Annotated in this window: 19 protein-coding genes and 2 tRNA genes; 15 read left to right on the top strand and 6 right to left on the bottom strand. The window is 58.4% G+C overall.

The window, feature by feature from the left end; genetic code table 11:
- Positions 1-54 precede the first annotated feature (54 nt).
- The gene (gene phrB / locus J122_RS16830) at positions 55-1,446 is read left to right on the top strand and encodes a deoxyribodipyrimidine photo-lyase (RefSeq protein WP_061333300.1); all 1,392 of its coding nucleotides are present in this window, start codon (positions 55-57) and stop codon (positions 1,444-1,446) included.
- A 143-nt stretch (positions 1,447-1,589) separates the two neighbouring features.
- On the opposite strand, the gene J122_RS16825 is transcribed toward phrB, so the two are convergent.
- The 4 genes from J122_RS16825 to hemA are packed head-to-tail and all read right to left on the bottom strand — an operon-like array spanning position 1,590 to position 5,566.
- Positions 1,590-2,336 (bottom strand): HesA/MoeB/ThiF family protein, encoded by a 747-nt coding sequence (locus J122_RS16825; protein WP_061333299.1) that lies wholly within the window; start codon positions 2,334-2,336, stop codon positions 1,590-1,592.
- An 11-nt stretch (positions 2,337-2,347) separates the two neighbouring features.
- Complete coding sequence (prmC, locus tag J122_RS16820) at positions 2,348-3,202, bottom strand: peptide chain release factor N(5)-glutamine methyltransferase (RefSeq protein WP_061333298.1); 855 nt, start codon at positions 3,200-3,202, stop codon at positions 2,348-2,350.
- Complete coding sequence (gene prfA / locus J122_RS16815; RefSeq protein ID WP_061333297.1) at positions 3,192-4,280, bottom strand: peptide chain release factor 1; 1,089 nt, start codon at positions 4,278-4,280, stop codon at positions 3,192-3,194. Before prfA ends, prmC begins: the two co-directional genes overlap by 11 nt.
- A complete protein-coding gene (hemA, locus tag J122_RS16810) occupies positions 4,277-5,566 on the bottom strand; it encodes a glutamyl-tRNA reductase (RefSeq protein WP_061333296.1) in 1,290 nt (429 codons plus the stop codon). The genes prfA and hemA overlap by 4 nt, the downstream gene beginning before the upstream one ends.
- Before the next feature lie 234 nt (positions 5,567-5,800).
- Here hemA and J122_RS16805 point away from each other — a divergent pair, with 234 nt between their 5' ends.
- From J122_RS16805 to J122_RS16740, 14 genes are all read left to right on the top strand, one after another.
- Positions 5,801-7,552: a tetratricopeptide repeat protein gene (locus J122_RS16805; RefSeq protein WP_061333295.1), complete on the top strand. Its 1,752-nt coding sequence runs from the start codon at positions 5,801-5,803 to the stop codon at positions 7,550-7,552.
- Positions 7,552-8,178, top strand: coding sequence for a lipoprotein insertase outer membrane protein LolB (lolB, locus tag J122_RS16800; RefSeq protein WP_061333294.1), 627 nt, complete (start codon positions 7,552-7,554; stop codon positions 8,176-8,178). The genes J122_RS16805 and lolB overlap by 1 nt, the downstream gene beginning before the upstream one ends.
- A gap of 4 nt (positions 8,179-8,182) precedes the next feature.
- Entirely contained in the window at positions 8,183-9,046 is an 864-nt protein-coding gene (ispE, locus tag J122_RS16795; RefSeq protein WP_061333293.1) for a 4-(cytidine 5'-diphospho)-2-C-methyl-D-erythritol kinase, read from the top strand.
- 22 nt (positions 9,047-9,068) lie between these two features.
- Positions 9,069-9,143, top strand: a tRNA-Gln gene (locus tag J122_RS16790).
- Between the two features lie 52 nt (positions 9,144-9,195).
- Positions 9,196-10,146, top strand: coding sequence for a ribose-phosphate diphosphokinase (locus J122_RS16785; protein ID WP_061333292.1), 951 nt, complete (start codon positions 9,196-9,198; stop codon positions 10,144-10,146).
- 165 nt (positions 10,147-10,311) lie between these two features.
- A complete protein-coding gene (locus J122_RS16780; RefSeq protein ID WP_061333314.1) occupies positions 10,312-10,950 on the top strand; it encodes a 50S ribosomal protein L25/general stress protein Ctc in 639 nt (212 codons plus the stop codon).
- Positions 10,951-10,971: 21 nt separating this feature from the next.
- Complete coding sequence (gene pth / locus J122_RS16775; RefSeq protein ID WP_061333291.1) at positions 10,972-11,562, top strand: aminoacyl-tRNA hydrolase; 591 nt, start codon at positions 10,972-10,974, stop codon at positions 11,560-11,562.
- Positions 11,563-11,645: 83 nt separating this feature from the next.
- Positions 11,646-12,737, top strand: a complete 1,092-nt coding sequence (ychF, locus tag J122_RS16770) for a redox-regulated ATPase YchF (protein ID WP_061333290.1) — start codon at positions 11,646-11,648, stop codon at positions 12,735-12,737.
- A gap of 91 nt (positions 12,738-12,828) precedes the next feature.
- Positions 12,829-12,905 (top strand) — tRNA-Met (locus J122_RS16765).
- Between the two features lie 101 nt (positions 12,906-13,006).
- A complete protein-coding gene (locus tag J122_RS16760; RefSeq protein ID WP_058091889.1) occupies positions 13,007-14,218 on the top strand; it encodes a serine hydrolase domain-containing protein in 1,212 nt (403 codons plus the stop codon).
- Between the two features lie 101 nt (positions 14,219-14,319).
- On the top strand, positions 14,320-15,597 hold the full coding sequence (locus tag J122_RS16755) for an O-acetylhomoserine aminocarboxypropyltransferase/cysteine synthase family protein (RefSeq protein ID WP_061333289.1): 1,278 nt from the start codon (positions 14,320-14,322) through the stop codon (positions 15,595-15,597).
- Between the two features lie 130 nt (positions 15,598-15,727).
- Positions 15,728-16,774 (top strand): lipoyl synthase, encoded by a 1,047-nt coding sequence (gene lipA, locus J122_RS16750; RefSeq protein WP_061333288.1) that lies wholly within the window; start codon positions 15,728-15,730, stop codon positions 16,772-16,774.
- A gap of 7 nt (positions 16,775-16,781) precedes the next feature.
- Positions 16,782-18,002 (top strand): methyl-accepting chemotaxis protein, encoded by a 1,221-nt coding sequence (locus tag J122_RS16745; RefSeq protein WP_061333287.1) that lies wholly within the window; start codon positions 16,782-16,784, stop codon positions 18,000-18,002.
- 48 nt (positions 18,003-18,050) lie between these two features.
- The gene (locus J122_RS16740; protein ID WP_061333286.1) at positions 18,051-20,528 is read left to right on the top strand and encodes an efflux RND transporter permease subunit; all 2,478 of its coding nucleotides are present in this window, start codon (positions 18,051-18,053) and stop codon (positions 20,526-20,528) included.
- 51 nt (positions 20,529-20,579) lie between these two features.
- On the opposite strand, the gene J122_RS16735 is transcribed toward J122_RS16740, so the two are convergent.
- Both J122_RS16735 and J122_RS16730 read right to left on the bottom strand, forming a co-directional pair.
- Positions 20,580-22,634: a BCCT family transporter gene (locus J122_RS16735; protein WP_061333285.1), complete on the bottom strand. Its 2,055-nt coding sequence runs from the start codon at positions 22,632-22,634 to the stop codon at positions 20,580-20,582.
- A 254-nt stretch (positions 22,635-22,888) separates the two neighbouring features.
- Positions 22,889-23,332 carry a Spy/CpxP family protein refolding chaperone gene (locus J122_RS16730; protein ID WP_061333313.1) on the bottom strand — a complete coding sequence of 148 codons (444 nt, stop codon included), beginning with the start codon at positions 23,330-23,332 and terminating at the stop codon, positions 22,889-22,891.
- Positions 23,333-23,379: the final 47 nt, after the last annotated feature.

Here is a 23,379-nt window from a genome sequence, read left to right as displayed (position 1 = left end):
TGATTTATCGCCTGTAATTTCACCTATGCCACACACTCAAGGGTACGCATTCTGATGACAGAACTGGTCTGGTTCCGCAACGACCTCCGCCTGGCCGACAACGCCGCCCTGACTGCCGCCTGCGCCCGCAGCAAACCCGTGAAAGCCTGTTTCCTGATAACGCCACGGCAATGGCAGGAGCACGACTGGTCCGCTGCGCGGGTGCAATTCGTGCTTGAACACGCCAATGTCCTGGCCCGCCAGCTGGCCAAGCTGGGCATTACCCTGTCATTTCTTTACGCGGATACCTTTACTGAAAGCCTCGACAAGCTGGAAGCATTCTGCAAACAACACCAGATTGCAGGCCTGCACTTCAACGAAGAGTACGGCATTAATGAGCGGAGACGGGACAAGCAGGCCCATGACCGGCTGACCGCCCTCGGCATCCGGGTGGCCAAGTACCGGGATCAGACCGTGGCCCCGGTGGGCCAGATTCTGACCCAGCAAAACGAACCCTATTCCGTTTTCACCCCGTTTTCCCGCCGCTGGCGCAGCTGGATTGAGGAAACCCAGCCCACGCTGTACCCGGCACCATCGTCCATGGGGCCAGCAGTAGAACCCGAGCAAACCGATACCCTGCCGGCACCCTTCAACGATGCACCCGAGCCACTGGTGGCCACAGGCGAGGACGCTGCCCATAGTCAGCTCGAGGCATTCCTGGCCGAACGGGCGAAAGACTATAAAGACAACCGGGACCTCCCCGCAGAGGATGGCACCAGCCAACTCTCGCCCTACCTGGCCAACGGGGTGCTTTCCGGCCGCCAATGCCTGATTGCCGCAAGGCAGACAGGTATCACGGGCGATGGCATCGAAACCTGGATTAACGAAATCGCCTGGCGTGATTTCTACATCAACATCCTCTACCACTACCCGAGAGTGAGCATGGGGCGGGCGTTCAAGGAAGAAACCGAGGCACTGGTGTGGAATCAGCCGGGGGACCACTTCGAAGCCTGGAAGGAAGGCCGCACCGGTATCCCGATTGTGGATGCCGCCATGCGTCAGCTGAAAGCGACGGGGTGGATGCATAACCGCCTGCGGATGATCACCGCCATGTTCCTGACCAAGAACCTGTTTATCGACTGGCGATTGGGCGAAGCCTGGTTTATGCAGAACCTGGTGGATGGGTTTCTGGCATCCAACAATGGCGGCTGGCAGTGGAGCGCTTCAACCGGTACCGATGCAGCACCTTATTTCCGGGTGTTTAATCCGGTAACTCAGAGTGAGAGGTTTGACCCGAAGGGAGAGTTTATTCGGGAATGGGTGCCTGAGCTGGCCAGACTGGATAACAAACGGATTCACGATCCTTCCAAGGGCGGAGTTATCCCGAAAGGCTACCCAAGACCGATCGTCGATCTGAAAGAGAGCCGGAAAGAGGCCATTGCGAGATTTCAGGCTTTGAAAGATTGAGACTTTGGAGTCTTGTTGCCGGTCAGGGTTGGGGACGGCCTTTCCAAAACACGCCGTGAATACGTCCCTGTAGGCTCCGCTCCGCCATCCATGGCTCCGCAGGGTTTTGGAAAGGCCGTCCCCAACCCTAACCTACCTTTGAGCTAGCCGGCACAAACCGGGCAATCGGGGTCCTTCGCCAGCTTCATTTCCCGCCATTCCATTTGCCAGGCGTCCAGGATTAGTAAACGGCCTACCAATGGCTTACCGACTTCAGAGATCACTTTGATGGCTTCCATAGCCTGGGCTGAGCCGATCATTCCCACCAGGGGAGCAATAACACCAGCCTCGGAACAGGTCAGATCCTCATTACCTTGCTCAGGATACAAACAGTGGTAGCAAGGGCTTTCAGGATGCCGGGGATCGTAAACAGACAACTGCCCTTCACCACGAATGGCAGCACCGGATACCAGCGGGACCTTGTTGGCGACCGAGGCCCGGTTCAACGCAAAACGGGTATTGAAGTTATCAGTACAGTCCAGCACCAGCGTGGATTCAGCAACCAGCTGTTTGAGGTCGTCGCCATCCACCCTCCGATTCACCGCACTAACGGTGATCTCCGGGTTGATCGCCCTTACCCGCTCGGCCAGGCGCTCCGCTTTTGAATCGCCAAGCCAGCTCTGTTCAAACGCAATCTGCCGTTGCAGGTTGGCCAGTTCGATCTGGTCATCATCCACCAACGTCAGGTGGCCAACGCCTGCGGCGCCCAGATACAAGGCTACCGGGCAACCTAAACCACCGGCGCCGATGACCAGTACATGGGCGGCCTTGAGTTTTTCCTGGCCGGCGATGTCGAACCGGGGCATCAGAATCTGGCGGCTGTATCGGAGCAGTTCTTCATCGCTGAGCATGAGGGGTCTCGCTACTGGTCGCTGGCCGGCTTCCGGGCCAAAGTCATTCGGTCGTTTCCGCCGTAGTCTTTACGGGTTTCTATGTTGAGCCATCCGGCCCTGGCAAACAAATCCCGCACGGCATCGCCTTGATCATAGCCATGTTCCAGCAGCATCCAGCCACCGGGATTCAGGCGTTTGAAGCCTTCGGTGACCAGCAACCGGATGTCGTCCAGGCCATCGTCACCCGCCACCAAAGCGGATGACGGTTCAAAGCGTACGTCGCCTTCGTTCAGGTGACGGTCACTGGCGGGTATATAAGGAGGGTTGGAGATAAGCAGGTCAAAGCCACTCTCTGGAATCTGGTCGAACCAGTGGCTGCGCACTACGGTAATCGGCAGCTGCAGGGACCGACTGTTTTCACGGGCCAGTTCGACGGCCTCTTCAATACGATCGCTGGCCATAATCTGCCACTTAGCTTTCTCGCTGGCCAGCGCGAGCGCAATGGCGCCAGTACCGGTGCCCAGGTCCAGCACGCGGGCGTTTTCAGGCAGCGGTAGTTCCAACGCGGTTTCCACCAGGCACTCGGTGTCTGGCCGGGGAATCAGGGTGGAAGGGCTGACTTTCAGGGGCAAAGACCAGAATTCCTGCTGTCCCAGCAGGTAGGCGATGGGTAAGCCCTTGACTCGTTCAGCCACCAATTCACGAAACGCTTGCGCCTGATCAGGGGCTACTTCCCGCTCGGGCCAGGCCCGGAAGCTGGTGCGGCCCAGGCCGGTTACGTGGCTCAACAGTAATTCGGCGTCCAGTCGGGGAGAGTCGCCACCGATCCGTTCAATGGCGTTATTCAGAAGGGCTTCACAGGTCAGCGAGGACTCACTGCTCATTAGCCAGTTCTGCCAGCAATTCAGCCTGGTGTTCCTGTTGCAGGGGGACCACCACGGCGTCGAGATCGCCGGCAATCACCTCGTCCAGCTTGTACAGGGTGAGGTTGATGCGGTGGTCGGTTACCCGGCCCTGGGGGAAATTGTAGGTGCGAATACGTTCCGAGCGGTCGCCACTGCCCACCAAACTTTTGCGGGTTTCCGCCATGCTCTTCTGCTGTTTCTCCAGCTCGGCATTCTGCAGCCGGGACGCCAGCAGGCTCAGGGCCTTGGCGCGGTTCTTGTGCTGCGAACGTTCTTCCTGGCACTCCACCACTATGCCGGTGGGCAGGTGGGTAATGCGGATGGCAGAGTCGGTTTTGTTGACGTGCTGGCCACCAGCGCCGGAGGAGCGGAAGGTGTCTACCCGCAAATCAGCTTTGTTGATTTCGATGGCTTCGGATTCATCAGCCTCTGGAATCACCGCCACGGTACAGGCGGAGGTGTGAATGCGGCCCTGGGATTCGGTTTCCGGTACCCGCTGCACCCGGTGGGCTCCAGACTCAAACTTGAGCGTTCCGTAGACGCCATCTCCTGACACCCGGGCGATGACTTCTTTGTAGCCGCCGTGCTCACCCTCGTTCTCGCTCAGCACTTCCACCTGCCAACGGTGTTTTTCCGCATAACGGGAATACATGCGGAACAGGTCGCCGGCAAAAATCGCGGCTTCGTCACCGCCGGTACCGGCGCGCACTTCCAGGAACACATTCTTGGTGTCGTTCGGGTCTTTCGGCAGCATCAATCGCTGCAGTTCTTCATCAAGCTCTTCACTGCGCGCTTCGGCGGCGGCCAGCTCTTCTTCCGCCATGGCACGCATCTCGGCATCGCCGTCTTTGGCCAGCTCTTTCGCCTCCGCGATATCTTCATGGGATTGGCACCAGGCCTGGAAGCACTTCACCACCGGTTCAATCTCAGCAAATTCCCGGGACAGTTCCCGGAATTTGTCCTGGTTAGCAATCACCGAGGCATCGCTCAACAACGCGTTGACCTCCTCGAACCGTTCAACAAGCTGTTCGAGGCGGGACTGGATCGATGGCTTCATAATTTTTCCGTGGTGGTGGGCTCGTCAGCTTCCAGGGCATCAAGCTGATACAGCTCCCGCAGGCATTCGGTAACTTCGGTGCGGCCCTCGGCCATGGCTTTACGCACTTGCACAGAGGGCTGGTGAAGCAGTTTGTTGGTGAGGCCCCGCGCCAGGCTGCGCAAGACGGTCTCGGGATCAACGCCGTTGCGTAGAGCACGCAGGGCCTTTTCAGATTCGACATCCCGCAGCAGTTCGGCACGCTGGCGGAACACCTTCAGGGTAGAGACCGCATCCAGGGCCCGGAGCTGATCCAGGAATTCCTGCACGCCACTGCTGATCAGGTTCTCGGCTTCGCGGGCAGCACCTTCACGGGAGCGGATGTTTTCTTCGATTACCTGCCGCAGATCGTCGACGGTATAAAGATACACATCGGCCAGCGACCCAACCTCCGGCTCAATATCCCGGGGTACCGCAATGTCGACCATAAAGAACGGGCGATGCTTGCGCTTCTTCAACGCGCGCTCCACCGCACCCTTGCCAAGTATTGGCAACGGGCTGGCCGTGGAGGAAATGATGATGTCGACGTCCGCCAGGTGATCGGGAATTTCCGACAGCACAATGCCCTTGCCACCGTGCAGTTCGGCCAGCGCCTGGGCTCGTTCCAGGGTGCGATTGGCGACCAGGAAGTCTCTCACGCCGGCATCGGCCAGGTGGCGGGAGACCAGTTCAATGGTTTTGCCCGCGCCAATCAGCAACGCCTTGTTGCGGGACATGTCGGCAAAGATATGATGCGCCATGCTGACAGAGGCATAGGCCACTGAAACAGGGTTTTCCCCGATGGCTGTCTGGGTTCGAACCCGCTTGGCTACCGAGAACGTCTGCTCAAACAGGCGGGACAGGAAAGAGCCGGTGGCACCGTGCTCGCGGGCCAGGGAGTAGGCATCCTTTAACTGCCCGAAGATCTGCGGTTCGCCCAGCACCATGGAATCCAGCCCCGCCGCTACGCGCATCATATGGCGAACGGCCTCGGAATCCCGGTGAACGTAGAGCACTTCTTCCAGGTCGGCCACATCCAGCTCGTGAAAACCGGCCAACCAGCGCAGCACCGTGGGCGCGCAGTCGTCGTCCCCGGCCAGATAAAGCTCCGTGCGGTTGCAGGTAGACAGAATAGCCGCTTCGCTGGCACCGGACGCCGCCCGGAGTTCCGAGAAGGCTTCCGCCATCCGCTCCGGGGTAAAAGCCACACGTTCGCGGATCTCCACGGGTGCGGTTCGGTGATTGATTCCCAGTGTCAGCAATGCCATTTCGAGGTTAAAAAACCTTATGCCAGTCGTGGATCATATTGTGCCATTCTACCGGTGAGGGCCACCGCCTGCCACCCGAAAACACGCCGCCTTCGGGAACTGCGGACAGGTTGGGCAAGTTATAATGCTTATGCCATTATAGAGGCTCGGCCACGGCCTAAACCCGATCTGCCTCAATTCTACGGCAGAACAGAACATACTCTGACGTACTGCCGACAGCACACGGGAAGTTGCATGCAAAAATCCGCACCGTATCTGGTTACCAGCCTGCTGGCCTTCACCATTGCCGCCCTGCCCGGCTGCGCCAGCTTTTCCGAAACAACAGAACCAAAGGCTGATGAACCTACTCCCATAGTGGTCACCCCGACGCCACAGGAAGAGATTCGTTATGCGGATTTCGAGCCGGAAGTGCTTTACCAACTCCTGGCGGCGGAGATTGCCGCCCAGCGAGGGCGCTACGACGTAACCCTGGTCAACTACCTGCAGGCAGCCAAAACCTCAAAAGATCGCGGCGTCATCACCCGTGCCATGCGCATTGCCCAGTCCCTGAATGCCGATAACGCGCAGCAGCAACTGGCAGACCTATGGCTGCAACTGGAGCCCGACAACCTGCTGGCACACCGGGTTTCCGCGATTCAGGCGGTCAAACGCCAGGATCTTGAAACCGCTCTGGTCCACATGGAACGCATTATGGAGCAGGGAGAGGACGCGGACTTTGACAGCCTGGCGGCGATGTCTGCCAACCTGCCACCGGCCCAGCAACGGGAACTGCTGCAGCTATACGAGCGACTGGCTGAACGGCACCCGGGCAATCCCGAGCTTGAGTACAGCATTGCCCTGCTCCTGAAAATCACCGGCGCCCCGGAGCAGGCCCTGGAGCGCATTGAGCGGCTCACCAACCAGCAACCCAACTTCCAGCCCGCCATCGCACTCAAAGGCGACCTGCTGTACCAGACCGGTCAAACAAGAGAAGCCCTGACCTACCTGACCACAAACACCCGGCGATTCCCGTCCAACCGGCAACTGGGCACGCTTTACGGCCGCATCCTGATTAACGAGGGAGAACTTCAGGCTGCCCAGGACGAGTTCGAGCGACTGGTCAAACGCTATCCCCAGACCCCGGGGCTGCGGCTGTCATTCGCTCTGGTTGCCCTGGAAAATCGTCAGCCGGAGCTGGCCAGAGAGGAGCTTACGGAACTGATCGAACAGGGCCACCACACCGATGAAGCCAGCTACTACCTTGGCCGCATAGAGGAAGATGCGGGCAACATCACCCACGCCATCGGTTACTACATGAGCGTAGAAGGCGGAAACTACTTCTTCCCCGCCCTCGCCCGGGCAAGTGAACTGCAAGCCGAGACAGGGGATCTGGATAGCGCACTTGCCAAGATTGACACACTGAGGGAGTCAAACCCGGGACAGGCTGAAAATTTCTGGCTCCTTGAAGTCAACCTGCTGCTCGACCAGCAGCGCGAACAAGACGCCATGGCAGCCGCCAACCATGCCCTTGAGGCCTTTCCTGAAAACATTCAAATCCGTTATGCCCGCGCCATGCTGCACGACTCTCTCGGCAACACCGAACTGGCGGAAGAGGACCTCAGGGCCATCTTATCGAATCAACCAGACAACGCGGTGGCGCTGAATGCGCTCGGGTATATCCTGACCATTCGTACCGAGCGCCTGGATGAAGCCCGCAGTTACATCGAACAGGCACTGGCCCTGGACCCGAATAATCCCGCCATTCTCGACAGCATGGGCTGGGTACTGTTTCGCCAGGGCGACACCGAAGCCGCCCTCGAATACCTGGCTGACGCCTGGGCCGCCTACCCGGACCCTGAAGTAGCCGCCCATTACGGCGAAGCCCTCTGGGTCAGCGGAAATGAAGAACAGGCCCGCGTTATCTGGGAAGAAGGCCTGGAACAGGATCCGGACCACGACATTCTGATTGAAACCATCCAACGCCTGACCGGCAACGGAAACTCCTGATGTTGAAGAATTTGTTCGCCGCCCTGCTGGTACTGAGCCTGCTGGGCGGCTGTACCACCATTCAGCTGGAACCACTCCCGGAAGGCATGACCGACCAACCCCCAGCCAACTGGGCTGAACAGTCCCGCACACTGGGTCAATTCAATCACTGGCAGCTTTCCGGGAAACTTGCGGTGCGCCAACCATCGGACAGCGGCACCGCAGTCATTAATCACTGGGAACAGCAAGGCGAGCAATACGACCTGGCGCTATCGTCGTCCTTTCTCGGAATGGGTAGCACCAGCCTGCGCGGAACACCGGGATTTCTCGAACTGCAACTGGCTAACGGCGACACCTACCAGTCAACGAACCCGGAACAGCTCGTACAGGCCGCAACTGGCTGGCAGCTGCCCATCGACAACCTGGCCTGGTGGATTCGTGGCCTGCCGGCACCAGACGGCAATTTCCGGTTATTGTTCGATGACCAGCAACGGCTAGCCATCATTCGCCAGGACGGCTGGGAAATCCGCTACGATCGCTGGCAGGCGTTCATTGATGACCTGCCTCATCTCCCCGCCCGAATCACCGCCCTGAAGGACGACAAGCGCGTTCGAGTGGTAATCAGCGACTGGCAGAGAAAGGACTGAGCACGTGAGTAGCAGCATTACCCTGCCTTCGCCGGCCAAGCTCAACCTGTTCCTGCACATCGTGGGCAGACGACCCGATGGCTATCACGAACTGCAAACCCTGTTTCAGTTTCTCGATTACGGCGACGAGATCACCTTCACCCTGACCCCGGGGGATGCCCGCATACGCCTTGAGGAACCGGTTCCCGGGGTACCTGACAACGACAACCTCATTATTCGCGCAGCCCGTGCCCTGGCCGAACGCGCCAGCCATGCATTGCCCGGCGTGACGATCCGCATTCAAAAACGACTTCCCATGGGCGGCGGCCTCGGTGGCGGCAGCTCTAACGCCGCGACCACCCTGGTGGCACTTAACCACCTCTGGGAACTGCATCTTGATGAAGACGAGCTTGCCGAGCTGGGCCTGGATCTGGGCGCCGATGTGCCGGTGTTCGTTCGCGGCCGCTCCGCCATTGGCGAAGGGGTGGGCGAAAAGCTCACGCCCGCCAATCCGCCGGAAGACTGGTTTGTGGTCCTCAAGCCTGACTGCGAAATAAACACCCGGAAGATTTTTTCGGAAGAAGGGTTGACAAGGGACACCCCAAAAATGAAAATAGCGCCCGCTTTTGAGGGAGACGCCTCGAGGTACCGAAACGACTGTGAGGATGTAGTTCGAAAACTGTATCCTGAGGTTAACAAGAGCCTGGAATGGCTTTCACAATTCGGACCTGCAAGATTAACCGGAACCGGGGCTTGCATTTTTGGACGTTTCCCGACAGAATCCGCAGCCCGGATTATCTGGGAAAGCAAACCCTCCGGCATCACGGGGTTCGTAGCTAAAGGGGTGAACCATTCACCTCTGCACAAAAAGCTGACAGAGCTGAAATGATGCCAAGAAAGCACGATGATATTGGGGTGTCGCCAAGTGGTAAGGCAACGGGTTTTGATCCCGTCATGCGCAGGTTCGAATCCTGCCACCCCAGCCACCTTTCTCCCGCTTCTTCTGAATCAAACGCCGATACTGAGAAGGATGCTGTCGTGTCCAAATTGATGATCTTCGCTGGCAATGCCAACCCTGAACTGGCGCGCGATATTGCCAGGAAACTGCATATTCCCATGGGCCAGGCCACCGTTGGCCGTTTCAGCGATGGTGAGACCACCGTTGAGATCAATGAAAATGTTCGTGGTCACGACGTTTTCATTATCCAGCCCACCTGCTACCCCACCAACGACAACCTGATGGAACTGATCGTGATGGCCGACGCCCTGCGCCGCGCTTCCGCCACACGGATCACCGCCGTTATCCCTTACTACGGATACGCCCGCCAGGATCGTCGCGTTCGCTCTACCCGGGTAGCCATCAGCGCCAAAGTGGTTGCTGACATGATTTCCAGCATCGGCGTCGACCGTGTGCTGACCGTCGACCTCCACGCTGACCAGATTCAGGGCTTCTTCGACATCCCGGTGGACAACATCTACGCCACCCCGGTGCTGCTTGAAGACATCGAAAAGCAGCGGTTCGAAAACTTTGTCGTGGTATCTCCGGATGTAGGCGGTGTTGTACGTGCCCGCGCCGTTGCCAAGCGTCTGGATGATGCCGACCTGGCCATCATCGACAAACGCCGCCCGAAGGCCAACGTTTCCCAGGTAATGCACATCATCGGTGACGTCAAAGACAAAACCTGCATTCTGGTTGACGACATCGTCGATACCGCCGGCACCCTGTGCAAGGCAGCCAACGCCCTGAAAGAGCACGGCGCCTCCCGCGTAGTCGCCTATATTACCCACCCGGTGCTGTCCGGCCCGGCTGTCGAGAACATCAACAACTCGGAGCTGGACGAACTGGTGGTGTGCGACACCATTCCACTGGGTGACAAAGCCAAAAATTGTGCTAGAATCCGCCCCCTCAGCATGGCTGGACTGCTTGCGGAATCGATTCGTCGCGTGAGCAACGAAGAGTCCATCAGCGCCATGTTTGAGAACGTCTGAACGGGCCAAGCTCCGTAACACTCAGACTTTAAAGGCAGTTTTCGGGTCGGGAGTCCAACAGGGCTCCCGACTCTTTTAGTCGATCGGAAAAATCCGGTCATTCAAAGAACTCATCTGTCCCGAGCCTGGTCGCGGGCCGTTCAGATGAACAACGAGGTACAAACCATGTCTCAGGAATTCCTTATTGAAGCATTTCCTCGTGACGATCAGGGGAAAGGTGCGAGCCGCCGCCTGCGTCGCGAAGAGCGTAAAATCCCGGCCATCATCTACGGTGGCGGAAAAGACGCAACGCCGGTCTCCATCTGGCACAACGAGCTGAAAAAGGCCCTCGAAAACGAAGCCTTCTTCTCTCACATTCTGACCATCGACATTCAGGGCAAAAAAGAAAGCGTGATCCTGAAGGATCTGCAGCGCCACCCGTACAAGCTGCTGCTGACCCACGCCGACTTCCTGCGCGTAGACAAGGATCACGAGATCCACGTTAACGTACCGCTGCACTTCCTGAACGAAGACACAGCGCCGGCGGTTAAGCTTCAGGGTGGTATTGTTTCCCACACCATGACCGAAGTGGAAGTTATCTGCCTGCCGCAGAACCTGCCTGAGTTCATCGAAGTTGACCTGACTGACGTCGCCATGGACCAGGTTGTCCACCTGAGCGACCTGAAACTGCCGAAAGGCGTTCGTGTTGCTGCCCTGCTGCAGGGTGAAGACCACGACCAGCCGGTTGCCTCTATCCACAAGCCGAAAGGTGCCAAGGCGGACGACGCTGCGGACGCCGAAGGCGAGGAAGGCGGCGAGGAGTAATCACTCCGGGGGCAAAGGCGAATGGCACAGGATATTGTCATGGTGGTTGGCCTGGGAAATCCCGGCGCCGACTACGAGAATACCCGCCACAACGCCGGCGCCCTGTTCGTCGAAGCGCTGGCCCGCCATGCGGGCCAGACGCTACGCCCCGAACGGAAGTACCACGGGCTTTACGCCCGCATTCAGTGGCAGGGTCTCGACCTGCACCTCCTGAACCCCAGCACGTTCATGAACCGCAGCGGCATTGCCATCAAGGCCCTCGCGGACTTCTTCAAGATCTCTCCTGAACAGATTCTGGTTGCCCACGACGAGCTCGACCTGCCTCCCGGCACGGCCAAACTCAAAAAAGGCGGCGGTCACGGTGGTCATAATGGCCTGCGGGACACCATTGCCCACCTCGGCACCAACGACTTCCAGCGACTACGCCTTGGCATCGGCCATCCCGGCGACAGCCGTAAGGTCACCGGTTTTGTACTGGGCCGGCTCGGCAAACAGGAAGCCGAGCAGCTGAGCGCCGTGTTCGACGAAGTCATGCGGGTTTTGCCAGACGCCGCCAACGGCAAACTGGCTGCCGCTATGAACAGGTTACACAGTTTCAAACCGACCCCCTGAGCAAGGCACATCCCCTTACTCGCACCCGTACCGATACCCCGGTATAATCCGCCCAAATTTTTCAGTTCCAGCAGAGGCATTCCATGGGATTTAACTGCGGCATCGTCGGCCTTCCCAACGTCGGCAAATCTACCCTGTTCAACGCACTGACCAAAGCAGGCATCGGCGCAGAGAACTTCCCGTTCTGCACCATCGAACCCAACGCCGGCGTGGTGGCCATGCCCGACCCACGCCTGACCAAACTGGCCGAAATCGTAAAGCCCGAGCGAGTCGTGCCCACCACCATGGAATTTGTCGACATCGCCGGCCTGGTCGCCGGCGCCTCCAAAGGCGAAGGCCTGGGCAACCAGTTCCTGGCCAACATCCGCCAGACCGACGCCATTGCCCATGTAGTGCGCTGCTTCGAAGACGGCAACGTCATCCACGTGGCCAACAAAGTTGACCCGGCATCTGACATTGAAGTGATCAACACCGAGCTGGCGCTGGCCGACCTGGACACCGTCGAGAAAGCCATCAAGCGCGTGCAGCGGGTAGCCAAGAGCGGCGACAAAGAGGCCAAGGCCCAGCTGGAAATGTTCGAGAAGCTGCTGCCGGTGCTGAATGAAGGCAAACCGGTGCGCAGCATGGGCCTGGACAAAGACCAGATGGCCCTGGTACGCGAGCTGTGCCTGCTCACCGTCAAGCCCACCATGTACATCGCCAACGTGAATGAAGACGGCTTCGAGAACAACCCACACCTGGACAAGGTTCGCGAAATTGCCGCCTCCGAGAACGCGGTGGTAGTACCCATCTGCAACAAGATGGAAGCCGAAATCTCTGAACTAGAAGACGAAGAAAAGGCCATGTTCCTCGATGAAATGGGCATGGAAGAGCCCGGCCTGGACCGCGTGATCCGCGCCGGTTACGGCCTGCTGGGCCTGCAAACCTACTTCACCGCAGGCGTAAAGGAAGTGCGCGCCTGGACGGTTAAAATCGGCGCTACCGCCCCCCAGGCTGCCGGAGTTATTCACACCGACTTCGAACGCGGCTTCATCCGCGCCGAAGTCATCAGCTACGACGATTTCGTGCAGTACAACGGCGAAGCCGGCGCCAAGGATGCCGGCAAATGGCGCCTGGAAGGCAAGGAATACATCGTTAAGGATGGCGACGTAATTCACTTCCGGTTTAACGTGTAATTTTTCCGGATTTTTGGCCCCAAAGCCTTGACACCTTGGGCCCAAATACCGAAAATACGCGCCTCGCTTGGGGCATGCCCTGAAACGAAATGGCAAGGTAGCTCAGTTGGTTAGAGCACAGCACTCATAATGCTGGGGTCGGCGGTTCGACTCCGCCCCTTGCTACCAGTATTCTTAAAAGCCCGGTTCGAAAGATCCGGGCTTTTTTTCGTTCTGGCCCAACCCCGTTGAGAGCCCGATTGCGTGTTTTACAGCACAGGATAGCAGCCATGCCGGAATCCCTCGTGTCAGGACTGTCGCTGGATCGCCTCGAGCGCATCAGCCGGCACTTTGAACAGAACTATATCCAGCCCGGCAAGCTACCCGGTTTTGCGGCACTGGTTGCGCGACACAGCAAGATTGTCTGGAGTGAGGCCAGAGGGCTGAGAGATATAGAGCGCAACCTGCCCATGGAACGGGATACGGTATTCCGCATCTACTCCATGACCAAACCCATCACCAGCATCGCGATGATGCAGCTGTACGAGCAGGGCAAGTTCCTGCTGAATGACCCGGTGCACAAGTATATTCCGGCCTGGCGCAACCTGCGAGTGTACAAGAGTGGCAGCTACCCGGATTTCAAAACAGAACCGGCAGCTACCACCATGACCATCCGGGATCTGATGACCCACACTTCCGGGTTGACCTACGGTTTCACCGAGCGAACCGAAGTGGATGCCGCCTACCGTCAGCTGAAGCTGGATGGCAGCTCCATCCTGACTCTGGAGAAGCTGGTGGATCGGCTGGCCGACCTGCCACTGGAGTTTTCCCCCGGGACCGCCTGGAACTACTCGGTGTCTACAGATGTGATCGGCTATCTGGTCCAGCTGCTCTCCGGCCAACCGCTGGATGACTATTTCCAGGAGCATATATTTAAACCACTGGGTATGACCGAGACAGGCTTCCAGGTGCGCCCGGACCAGCAAGACAGGTTTGCCGCTTGCTACCTGCATCAACCCGGCGACACCATGAAACTGCAGGATGACCCGCAGCGCTCGAAATATCTCAAGCAGCCCCGCTTCCTCTCTGGCGGTGGCGGGTTGGTCTCCACCATTGATGACTATTACCGGTTTGCCCAGGCCTTGTGCCAGGGTGGCGAGTATCAGGGCCAGCGGATTATCGGGCGAAAGACCCTTGAGTTCATGCGCCTGAACCATTTGCCCGGGGGCAAGGATCTGCCGGCGCTCTCAATTGGTGGCTTCAGCGAAACGCCCTACGCGGGCAGCGGCTTCGGCCTGGGCTTTTCGGTCAAAACCGATGTCGCCAGGTCAGCCACCATCAGCTCAGAAGGTGAATTCGGCTGGGGCGGGCTGGCCAGCACCAGCTTCTTTGTCGATCCGGTAGAGGACATGGTAGTGATCTTTATGACTCAGCTAATGCCCTCCTCCTCTTATGCAATTCGTCAGGAACTCCGAGCTCTGGTTTATGGAGCCCTGGACTGATCTGTGGCGATTGACAGGCATCATCCTCTTCAGGAAACCTCTGTGCCATACTTCAGGGCCTGAAACCAATAACGAACAATCCACCAGCAAGGAACGTTGTGATGAAACCAGCTACTCTCGCACTGCACGCCGGCTTCAAGAGCGACCCGACCACGAAGGCCGCCACCACGCCCATTTACCAGACCACCTCTTACACCTTCGACGACACCCAGCACGGTGCTGACCTGTTTGACCTGAAGGTACAGGGCAACATCTACACCCGCATCATGAACCCCACCAACGCGGTTCTGGAAGAGCGCATGGCCGCGCTGGAAGGCGGTATTGGCGCGCTGGCCGTGGCCTCCGGCATGGCCGCGATCACCTATGCCCTGCAGACTATCTGCAAGGTGGGCAACAACATTGTCAGCACCAGCCAGCTGTACGGCGGCACCTACAACCTGTTTGCCCACTCCCTGCCGAACCAGGGCATCGAGTGCAAAATGGTGCCCCACGATGATTTCGCGGCGGTAGAGAACGCCATCGACGACCAGACCCGCGCGCTGTTCTGCGAGTCTATCGGCAACCCGGCCGGTAACGTGGTGGACATCCAGAAGTGGGCCGAGATCGCCCACAAGCACGGCATTCCACTGATTGTCGATAACACCGTGGCCACGCCGTTCCTGTGCCGTCCGTTCGAGCATGGCGCAGACATTGTGGTGCACTCGCTGACCAAGTACATCGGCGGCCATGGCACCACCGTAGCGGGCATTGTGGTGGATTCCGGAAAATTCGACTGGAAGGCCAGCGCCGACAAGTTCCCGATGATGAACCAGCCAGACCCGTCCTACCACGGCGTAGTTTACACCGAAGCCCTGGGCGAAGCCGCCTTTATCGGCCGCTGCCGGGTTGTTCCGCTGCGCAACACCGGCTCTGCCCTGTCGCCGTTCAACTCGTTCCTGATTATGCAGGGTCTGGAAACTCTGGCACTGCGCATGGAACGTCACTGCGAAAACACCGAAAAAGTTGCGCAATTCTTGCAAGATCACCCGGCCGTTGAATGGGTGAACTATGCAACTCTGGCCAACAGCCCTTACAAGGCCACCTGCGACAAAATCTGTGGCGGCAAGGCTTCCGGCATTCTGAGTTTCGGCATTAAAGGCGGCCGCGAAGCCGGCGCGAAGTTCATCGATGCGCTGGACATGATCGTGCGCCTTGTAAACATTGGCGATGCCAAGTCCCTGGCCTGCCACCCGGCCACCACTACCCACCGCCAGCTCAATGCTGACGAGCTGAAAAGTGCGGGGGTCAGCGAAGACCTTGTACGGCTGTCGATCGGCATTGAAGATGCCGACGATATCATCGCCGATATCACTCAGGCCCTGGAAAAATCCCAGGCTTGATTTCCCTCAACCGGGTACGACCAAAGTCGTGCCCGGTAACCCCGTGATTGCCCCTACCTGCCTTGTAACTGCCCTGCCTGCCGATTACTCTTAAAGGTTCACCACACCCTTATCCGAGAGTTCCTGGCCAATGAGCGAAAGCGCAAAGCCCCGCATTACCAGTGGTTCCAAATTCCGTAACGAACACGGTTTTTCCGCCATCAAGGACGGCGTGAAGCGTTCTTCATCACACACGGAAGACAAACCCCTGGAGCGCAAGCCGAAATGGCTGCGGGCGCGCATGCCCGGCGGCGAGCGCTACGATGCCGTGCGCCGCAATGTCTCAGAGCATCGCCTGAGCACCGTGTGCCAGGAATCCCATTGCCCGAACATTGGCGAATGCTGGACCAACGGCACCGCCACCATCATGGTGATGGGCTCGGTGTGTACCCGCGCCTGCAAATTCTGCGCAGTCGATACCGGCAACCCCAAAGGCTGGCTGGACCCGGAAGAGCCGGAGAACACCGCCAAGTCTGTGGAACTGATGGGCCTGCGCTACATCGTACTGACCTCGGTAGACCGGGATGACCTGGACGACGGCGGTGCCGCGCATTACGCCGCGTGTGTCTCTGCCATCAAACAGCGCACCCCGGAAGTAGCCGTTGAAGCTCTGACTCCGGACTTTGATGCGGTGATGAGCGATGTGGAAAAGGTGGTGGATTCCGGCCTGGACGTCTTCGCCCAGAATGTGGAAACCGTCAAACGCCTGACCAGCCGTGTGCGCGACCCCCGCGCCGGTTACGAGAAAACCCTGAGCGTACTGGCCCACGCCAAGAAACACCGGCCAGACGCACTCACCAAGACCAGCCTGATGGTCGGCCTGGGTGAAACCGAAGAAGAAATTCTGGAAACCATGGATGACCTGCGTGCGATCGGCGTAGACATCCTCACCATCGGCCAATACCTGCGCCCCACCCCGAACCACCTGCCGGTGGAACGCTATGTGACTCCGGAAGAGTTCAACCGCTACCGTGAAATCGGCCTGGAAAAGGGCTTTATGGAAGTGCCATCCGGCCCCATGGTGCGCTCCAGTTACCGGGCTGACCGGGTATTCGACAAGAATAACCTGGGGCTGGCCGTGCCCGACGTTCCGCAGGCGAGCAACGCCATGCAGATTCCCGTTAAAGCCATCGACTGAGGCGCCCATGCTGACACTGCTGCGCAATGCCCGGCTGAAGTACAAGTTCTGGTTGCTGAATATTGTGGTGTTTGCTGTGCTCTGCCTGCTGGTGCTTTACGCCATGCAGCTGATCGCTGACCAATCTGGCGCGACCTTCTCACAGGTATTTGCCGACACCGCACCGGGGTTTGCCCTGGTGGTTGCCGTGCTTATGGCACTTGAGATGGCCGGTTCCCAATTGCTGATCTCCTTTATAGAGCGGCACATACACCGCCTCAAAGACACCATGGTGTCGGTTCAGGCCAGCGGCAATCTCAGCGAGCGGGCCCCGGTGGATTCCACCGATGAGATCGGCGAGATGGCTACCGCTTTTAACACCATGCAGGATCGTACCGTCGAAGTTGTTCGCAGCATGAAGGAGGCTATCGAACGTCTGAACCGGGAGGTTCAGGAACTGACGCTTGCAGCGGAATCCCGACGGGATAATCTGGCACGCCAGCAGGCCGGTGCCGACCGCTCCGCCGAAGTGATCGAAACCATGCTACAAAGCTTCATCGGCATTGCCGAGCAGTCTGGCATTGCAAAAACCCTGTCCCACGAAGCCCGCGATACGGCGCTTGCCGGCCAGGAACGGGTGGGCAGGAGCGCCGACAGCATTCGCCAGCTCGAACAGGTTATCCGCAACTCCGCCAGCAGCGTCGAATCCCTGGCCGAAAACAGCCAGGCCATTGGCCAGACGATCACCGAGATCAAGGGCATTGCTGAACAGACCAACCTGCTGGCCCTGAATGCGGCCATTGAAGCAGCCCGGGCCGGCGAGCAGGGCCGGGGCTTTGCTGTGGTCGCGGACGAAGTGCGCAAACTGGCCCAACGGGTGCAGGACTCCACCGACCAGATACAGACCAGACTGGACAAGCTGCTGGCGGCCATGAACGCCTCGGTACAGCAGATGACCGGCAGCTCAGAGAGCGCTGCCCGCTGCGTGGAGGAGTCGGAACAGGGGCGCCAGGCCCTGGAAGCGATTAATGAAGTGGTTACCCGCATTGACCGGACCAACCAGGAAATCGCGGACATGTCCGCCGAACAGACCGCCGGTACCGATGACGTGCTGGCCAATGTTCAGGGTATCCGGGACACCACTCAGAGCATGGTCACCCAGCTTTCCGACAGCGCCGAGATGACCCGCCGACTGAAACACCTGATCGAATCGCTCGAAGACGCCGCATCAAAGGTCAAAGTTCACTGAGGTTTGTGGCACACTCTGCAGTCGTTTTTCGCTGCAGAGTCCTGATCCATGAACCGCATCGGTGCCTTTTACGATCGTTTTATTCTTCCCCACCCCTGGATTGTACTGGTCCTGTTCGGAGCCATCCTGGCCCTGGCGGCCGTGCGCTTTGACCAGTTCCGGCTGGACGCCTCGGCGGAATCGCTGGTGCTTGAGAATGATCGCTCTCTGGAAGAGTACCGGCAGGTAAACCGCACCTTCACCACCTCAGACGACTTCCTGGTGGTGACCTACACGCCCCACGAGCCACTCTTCACCCTGGAAGGCCTGGGCCGCCTCAAAGCCCTGCGGGACGAATTGCAGGCGCTGGAAGCCGTCAGCTCGACCAATAGCATCCTGAATGTACCGCTACTGCACAGTCCGGACCTGACGCTGGATACCGTCGACACCGAGATCAAGACCCTGGACGAACACGAGGTTGCGCCGGAAACGGCCCGTCAGGCGCTGTTGGACAACCCCATGTACCCGAACCTGTTGCTCAGCGAAGATGCCGGCACCACCGCCATTCAGGTTAACCTGCCCACACCCGAACGCTATTTCGAACTGCTGAACCGGCGCGACGGGCTGCGGGACAAAGTGAACTCTGGCAACGCCAGCGCCGATGACCAACGGCAACTGGAACAGGTCAGCCAGGAATTCATTCGCTACACCGAGAACCTGGGCAAGGAGCGGGATGCCACCATCAGGAAGGTCCGGGTGATTCTCGATAACCACCGGGAGCACGCCAGCATTCACCTGGGTGGCGTACCGATGATTGTGGCCGATATGATCCGCTTCATTAAGAGCGATCTGTCTACCTTTGGCCTGGGTGTACTGGCATTCCTGCTGCTGACTCTGGCGATGATCTTCCGGCAATGGCGCTGGGTTCTGGTGCCCCTGTTGTGTTGCGGCTTTACCGTGTGGCTGATGATCGGCTTCCTTGGCTGGGCCCAGTGGCCCGTCACCGTCATCTCATCCAACTTTATTTCCCTGCTGCTGATCATGACCCTGTCGCTCACCATTCACCTGATTGTGCGCTACCGGGAGTTCCAGCACGACGAGCCGGATGCTGCGCCCCGGGATGTCCTGCGCCGCACCGTCATGGCCATGATCAAACCCTGCTTCTATATGGCCATCACCACCATTGTCGCCTTCGGGTCCCTGACCTTCAGCGGCATTCGACCAGTGATTGATTTCGGCTGGATGATGACCCTGGGACTATCCGTAGCCTTCATCATCACCTTCCTGGTGTTCCCTGCCCTGCTCAGCCTGCTGCCGCCACCTTTGGACAGCCGGGTAACCTCGGACAGGATTCCGTTCACCGATGCCTTTGCCCGATTCACCGAGCGGTTCGGTGGCACCGTGCTTGTGGGCTCCGGGGTAATTGCCGTGCTGTGCGTGATTGGTCTGAGCCGGCTGACCGTTGAGAACAGCTTTATTGATTACTTCAAATCCTCCACCGAAATCCACCAGGGCATGATCACCATAGACGACCGGCTTGGCGGCACCACTCCGCTGGATGTGGTGATCACCGATGAGCCGCCACCTGAGAACTACAGCGACGACCCCTTCGCCAGCGATTGCGATCCGTTTGTGGAAGACTGCGACGAAGAAGACTACCGGGACACCTGGTATACCTACCAGAAAATGCGCCAGCTTGGTGACGTGCACGACTACCTGAACAGCCTGCCAGAGACCGGTAAAGTGCTGTCGATCAGCACCACCCTGGACCTGCTCGCCCAGATCAACGGCGGTACGCCACTGAACGCCGTTGAGCTGGCGTTTGTGCCCGCCGCGGTGCCCGACGATTTGCAGGACATTCTTCTGACACCCTACATATCGGAAGAGCAGAGCCAGGCCCGGTTCAGCATTCGGATTCTGGAAACCATGCCGGATTTGCGCCGGCAGGACCTGCTGGACCGCATACACAACCACCTGACGACGGACCTTGGCTACACCCCGGAACGAGTCCAGCTCTCGGGTATGACAGTGATGTACAACAACATGCTGCAAAGCCTGTTCGACTCCCAGATCAAAACCATCGGGGTGGTTTTCGCGGCTATTATGGTGATGTTTTTGATCCTGTTCCGGTCACTCAAACTGGCGCTGATCGGCATGGCCCCGAACCTGATAGCGGCTGGCTCGGTGCTTGGGTTGATGGGCTGGCTGGGCATTCCACTGGATATGATGACCATCACCGTGGCGGCCATCACCGTGGGCATTGCCGTGGATGACACCATCCACTATATCCACCGGTTCAAAACCGAGTTAGCCAAAGACGGCGACTACGTGGCCACCATGCACCGATGCCACCGCAGCATCGGCCAGGCCATGTTCTTCACCTCGCTGACCATCATCTCCGGGTTCTCGATTCTGGTACTGTCCAACTTCATCCCGACCATCTACTTCGGCCTGTTCACCGGCTTTGCCATGTTCATGGCCCTGATGGGAGCCCTGACGCTGCTGCCAAGGCTGATCATCCTGTTCAAGCCTTTCCCTGCCCCATAATAAAAAACCCCGCCGGAGCATCGCTCGGGCGGGGTTTTTGCCGTTACCGGATCAGGCCTTGCCTGGCTCCGGGTTGTCCGGTGCGTTGATCATGTCATCATGCTCATCCATATCCCAGGGCAGTTTGCCCGGTGAGATATCCAGGAAGTGCAGGTAGTTCTCGAACTGGTCAAGAATATCCTTGATGATGTCATGCTCATCGTAGCCGTACACATCGTAGGAACGACCGCCCCGGCGCATGTACACCTCGGCCCGATAATAGACTTCCGGCTTGTCCGGGTCGCGCTTGAGCTCACCATAAACAAAGCCCGGCATCGGGTGCTCGGTCAGACGTACATCGTAGATGAAGTCGACATGGTGATCCCGGTGCACCTGCAGGTGCGAGCGCTGGTTTTCAGAATCAAACTCGGCGGTTGCATCCCAGCCCTTGGCCTTCAGTTCCTGCTCCACTTCCCGCATGGCATTCATGACCGTGTTCTTGATGAACATTTCCACTTCGTGCTTGCCCGGGAATTCCACAATCGCCGCCAGCCGGTGCTTCCACTGGGAGCCGGTCATGTGCCGGCTGCTCATCATGTGCGCCTGCAGGCTGGTTTCACGGTGCCCTTCAATCACCAGGGCCCGCCACATACCCACTGCCGCAACCAACATGATGATGGCAAACGGCAAGGCACTGGCAATGGTCATGGTCTGCAAGGCACTCAGCCCGCCCGCCAGCAACAGCACCGCGGCAACCGCACCTTCCAGCACAGCCCAGAACACCCGTTGCCAGGCCGGAGTATTGATTACGCCGCCGGAGGCCAGCGAGTCAATGACCAGCGAGCCGGAGTCAGACGAAGTTACAAAGAAGGTGATGATCAACAGCACCGTCAGCAGTGAAATAAAGAATGACCAGGGCAGCACGTCAAACAGCTGGAACAGGGCAACCGCGTGGTCAGCCTGCACATCGGCAATCAATGTATCCAGGCCTTCGTTCATGATCAGGTTCAGCGCGGTGTCGCCGAATACCGAGAACCACAGGAACGTGAACACAGACGGCACCAGCATAACGCCGAACACAAACTGGCGGATGGTGCGGCCGCGACTGATCTTGGCGATAAACATGCCCACGAACGGTGCCCAGGCAATGGTCCAGCCGAAGATGAACAGGGTCCAGTTACCGATCCAGTCACTGCGGGTGTAGGCCTGCAGGTTGAAGGTACGCTCGACAATACCGCTCAGGTAACTACCGGTGTTCTGCAGAAAGGTTTCCAGGATATGGATGGTAGGCCCGACCACAAACACGAACAGCAGCAGGGCCACCGCCAGCACCATATTCAGGATAGACAGGCGTTTTACCCCTTTATCCATACCCGCTACTACAGACACCGTCGCCGCCGCGGTAATCACCGCAATGGCAATAATCTGCACCGTGGTACTGATCGGGACACTTTCCCACAGGTAATTGATACCGGCATTGATCTGGGTAACCGACAGCCCCAGCGTAGTGGCAATACCGAACATGGTACCGAGGATGGCAAACACATCCACGGCATGGCCGATGGGGCCGTAGATTTTCTCGCCGATCAGCGGATACAGGGCGGAACGGATAGACAGCGGCAAGCCGTGGCGGAAGGCAAAGTATGCTAGCACCAGCCCCACCAGGCCGTAGATAGCCCAGATATGGAAGCCCCAGTGGAAGAAGGCTATTTGCATGGCCTGCTTGGCCGCATCCACTGTTTCGGGCGCGCCGGCCGGTGGCGTGGCATAGTGCAGCACAGGTTCGGCCACGCCGAAGAACAACAGCGCGATGCCGTAGCCGGCCGAGAACAGCATGGCAAACCATTCCGGAAAGGAATACTGGGCTTCTGCGTGGTCAGGCCCCAGTTTGATATTGCCCCACTTGGACGCGCCCACCGAGACAATAAACACCAGGAAGATAGCAACCGACAACATGTAGAACCAACCGAAGGTATCGGTGATCCAGGCCAGGGTGGCGCTGAACGCCTCTCCGGCCAGTTCAGGGTTGCTGATAGTTCCGACCACCAGCAACAGCGCTACGACAACGGCCGGGATAAAGACCGGAACGAGGATAGTGGAACGGATAGCTTTCGTATCTGAAGCCATAGAGTCCATCCATGTTATGAGTGAGTTTTGCAGGGCTTCTTGCGGGCCCTTTCGATCATTACCTTAAGTATAGGATCAAATGCATTATTTGGATGACACGAAACACTGTAACCGTGAGATAAACTTATAGACAGGTCAAGGCCATTGTGCCGAAGGTGTTGCGGAGAAAAGGCGGAACCGGAAAGGAGTAACCGGAGAGGCAATAAACCGCACCTGCGGCATCGGCAGGCGCGGTCAGGATACAACGGAGCGGGTTACTGACCAGGCTGCATCATCTGCTGTTGCTGACGCATCTGCTGCTGCATTTCCCGCATGCGACGATCCAGCTCATCACGCTGCTCTTCGGTGAATACCGCATCCACCTTTGCCTGCATCAACGCAGACAGCGCGGCGATCTCGCCTGTCACATCACCCAGCTTCTCGGCGTTGTCCCGAATGGCAGATTCGCTGTAGTCCGCCTTGATTTCAGCCTGCAGTGCCTGCTGCAGTGACTGGGCATTCTGACGCAGCGCACCAATTTCGCCCTGCATGTCGTCGATGATGCCGCGAATTTCAGTTTGCTGGTCATCAGACAAACCCACCATCTCGGCCAACTGGTCTACCTGGTCAGGCTGGCCAGGGGCGGCTTGCTGGGCAAATGCAGGCATTGACAGGCTGAAGGCCACCAAAGCAGAACCAATAATTTTTGCAATCTTCATAAATTTCTCCAAATGGCCGGTGGCCACGCTCTAACCACCGGATTTCG

The organism is Marinobacter excellens LAMA 842, from assembly GCF_001574445.1.
GTDB classification, from domain to species: Bacteria; Pseudomonadota; Gammaproteobacteria; order Pseudomonadales; family Oleiphilaceae; genus Marinobacter; species Marinobacter shengliensis.
Note: the sequence above shows the minus strand (reverse complement) of the source record. Positions and strands in the feature narration are given on the sequence as shown.

Coding starts and splice junctions, on each gene's coding strand:
- phrB (WP_061333300.1), top strand. CDS start 55: ATGACAGAACTGGTCTGGTTCCGCAACGACCTCCGCCTGGCCGACAAC.
- J122_RS16825 (WP_061333299.1), bottom strand. CDS start 2,336: ATGCTCAGCGATGAAGAACTGCTCCGATACAGCCGCCAGATTCTGATG.
- prmC (WP_061333298.1), bottom strand. CDS start 3,202: ATGAGCAGTGAGTCCTCGCTGACCTGTGAAGCCCTTCTGAATAACGCC.
- prfA (WP_061333297.1), bottom strand. CDS start 4,280: ATGAAGCCATCGATCCAGTCCCGCCTCGAACAGCTTGTTGAACGGTTC.
- hemA (WP_061333296.1), bottom strand. CDS start 5,566: ATGGCATTGCTGACACTGGGAATCAATCACCGAACCGCACCCGTGGAG.
- J122_RS16805 (WP_061333295.1), top strand. CDS start 5,801: ATGCAAAAATCCGCACCGTATCTGGTTACCAGCCTGCTGGCCTTCACC.
- lolB (WP_061333294.1), top strand. CDS start 7,552: ATGTTGAAGAATTTGTTCGCCGCCCTGCTGGTACTGAGCCTGCTGGGC.
- J122_RS16780 (WP_061333314.1), top strand. CDS start 10,312: ATGTCTCAGGAATTCCTTATTGAAGCATTTCCTCGTGACGATCAGGGG.
- pth (WP_061333291.1), top strand. CDS start 10,972: ATGGCACAGGATATTGTCATGGTGGTTGGCCTGGGAAATCCCGGCGCC.
- ychF (WP_061333290.1), top strand. CDS start 11,646: ATGGGATTTAACTGCGGCATCGTCGGCCTTCCCAACGTCGGCAAATCT.
- J122_RS16760 (WP_058091889.1), top strand. CDS start 13,007: ATGCCGGAATCCCTCGTGTCAGGACTGTCGCTGGATCGCCTCGAGCGC.
- J122_RS16755 (WP_061333289.1), top strand. CDS start 14,320: ATGAAACCAGCTACTCTCGCACTGCACGCCGGCTTCAAGAGCGACCCG.
- lipA (WP_061333288.1), top strand. CDS start 15,728: ATGAGCGAAAGCGCAAAGCCCCGCATTACCAGTGGTTCCAAATTCCGT.
- J122_RS16745 (WP_061333287.1), top strand. CDS start 16,782: ATGCTGACACTGCTGCGCAATGCCCGGCTGAAGTACAAGTTCTGGTTG.
- J122_RS16740 (WP_061333286.1), top strand. CDS start 18,051: ATGAACCGCATCGGTGCCTTTTACGATCGTTTTATTCTTCCCCACCCC.
- J122_RS16735 (WP_061333285.1), bottom strand. CDS start 22,634: ATGGCTTCAGATACGAAAGCTATCCGTTCCACTATCCTCGTTCCGGTC.
- J122_RS16730 (WP_061333313.1), bottom strand. CDS start 23,332: ATGAAGATTGCAAAAATTATTGGTTCTGCTTTGGTGGCCTTCAGCCTG.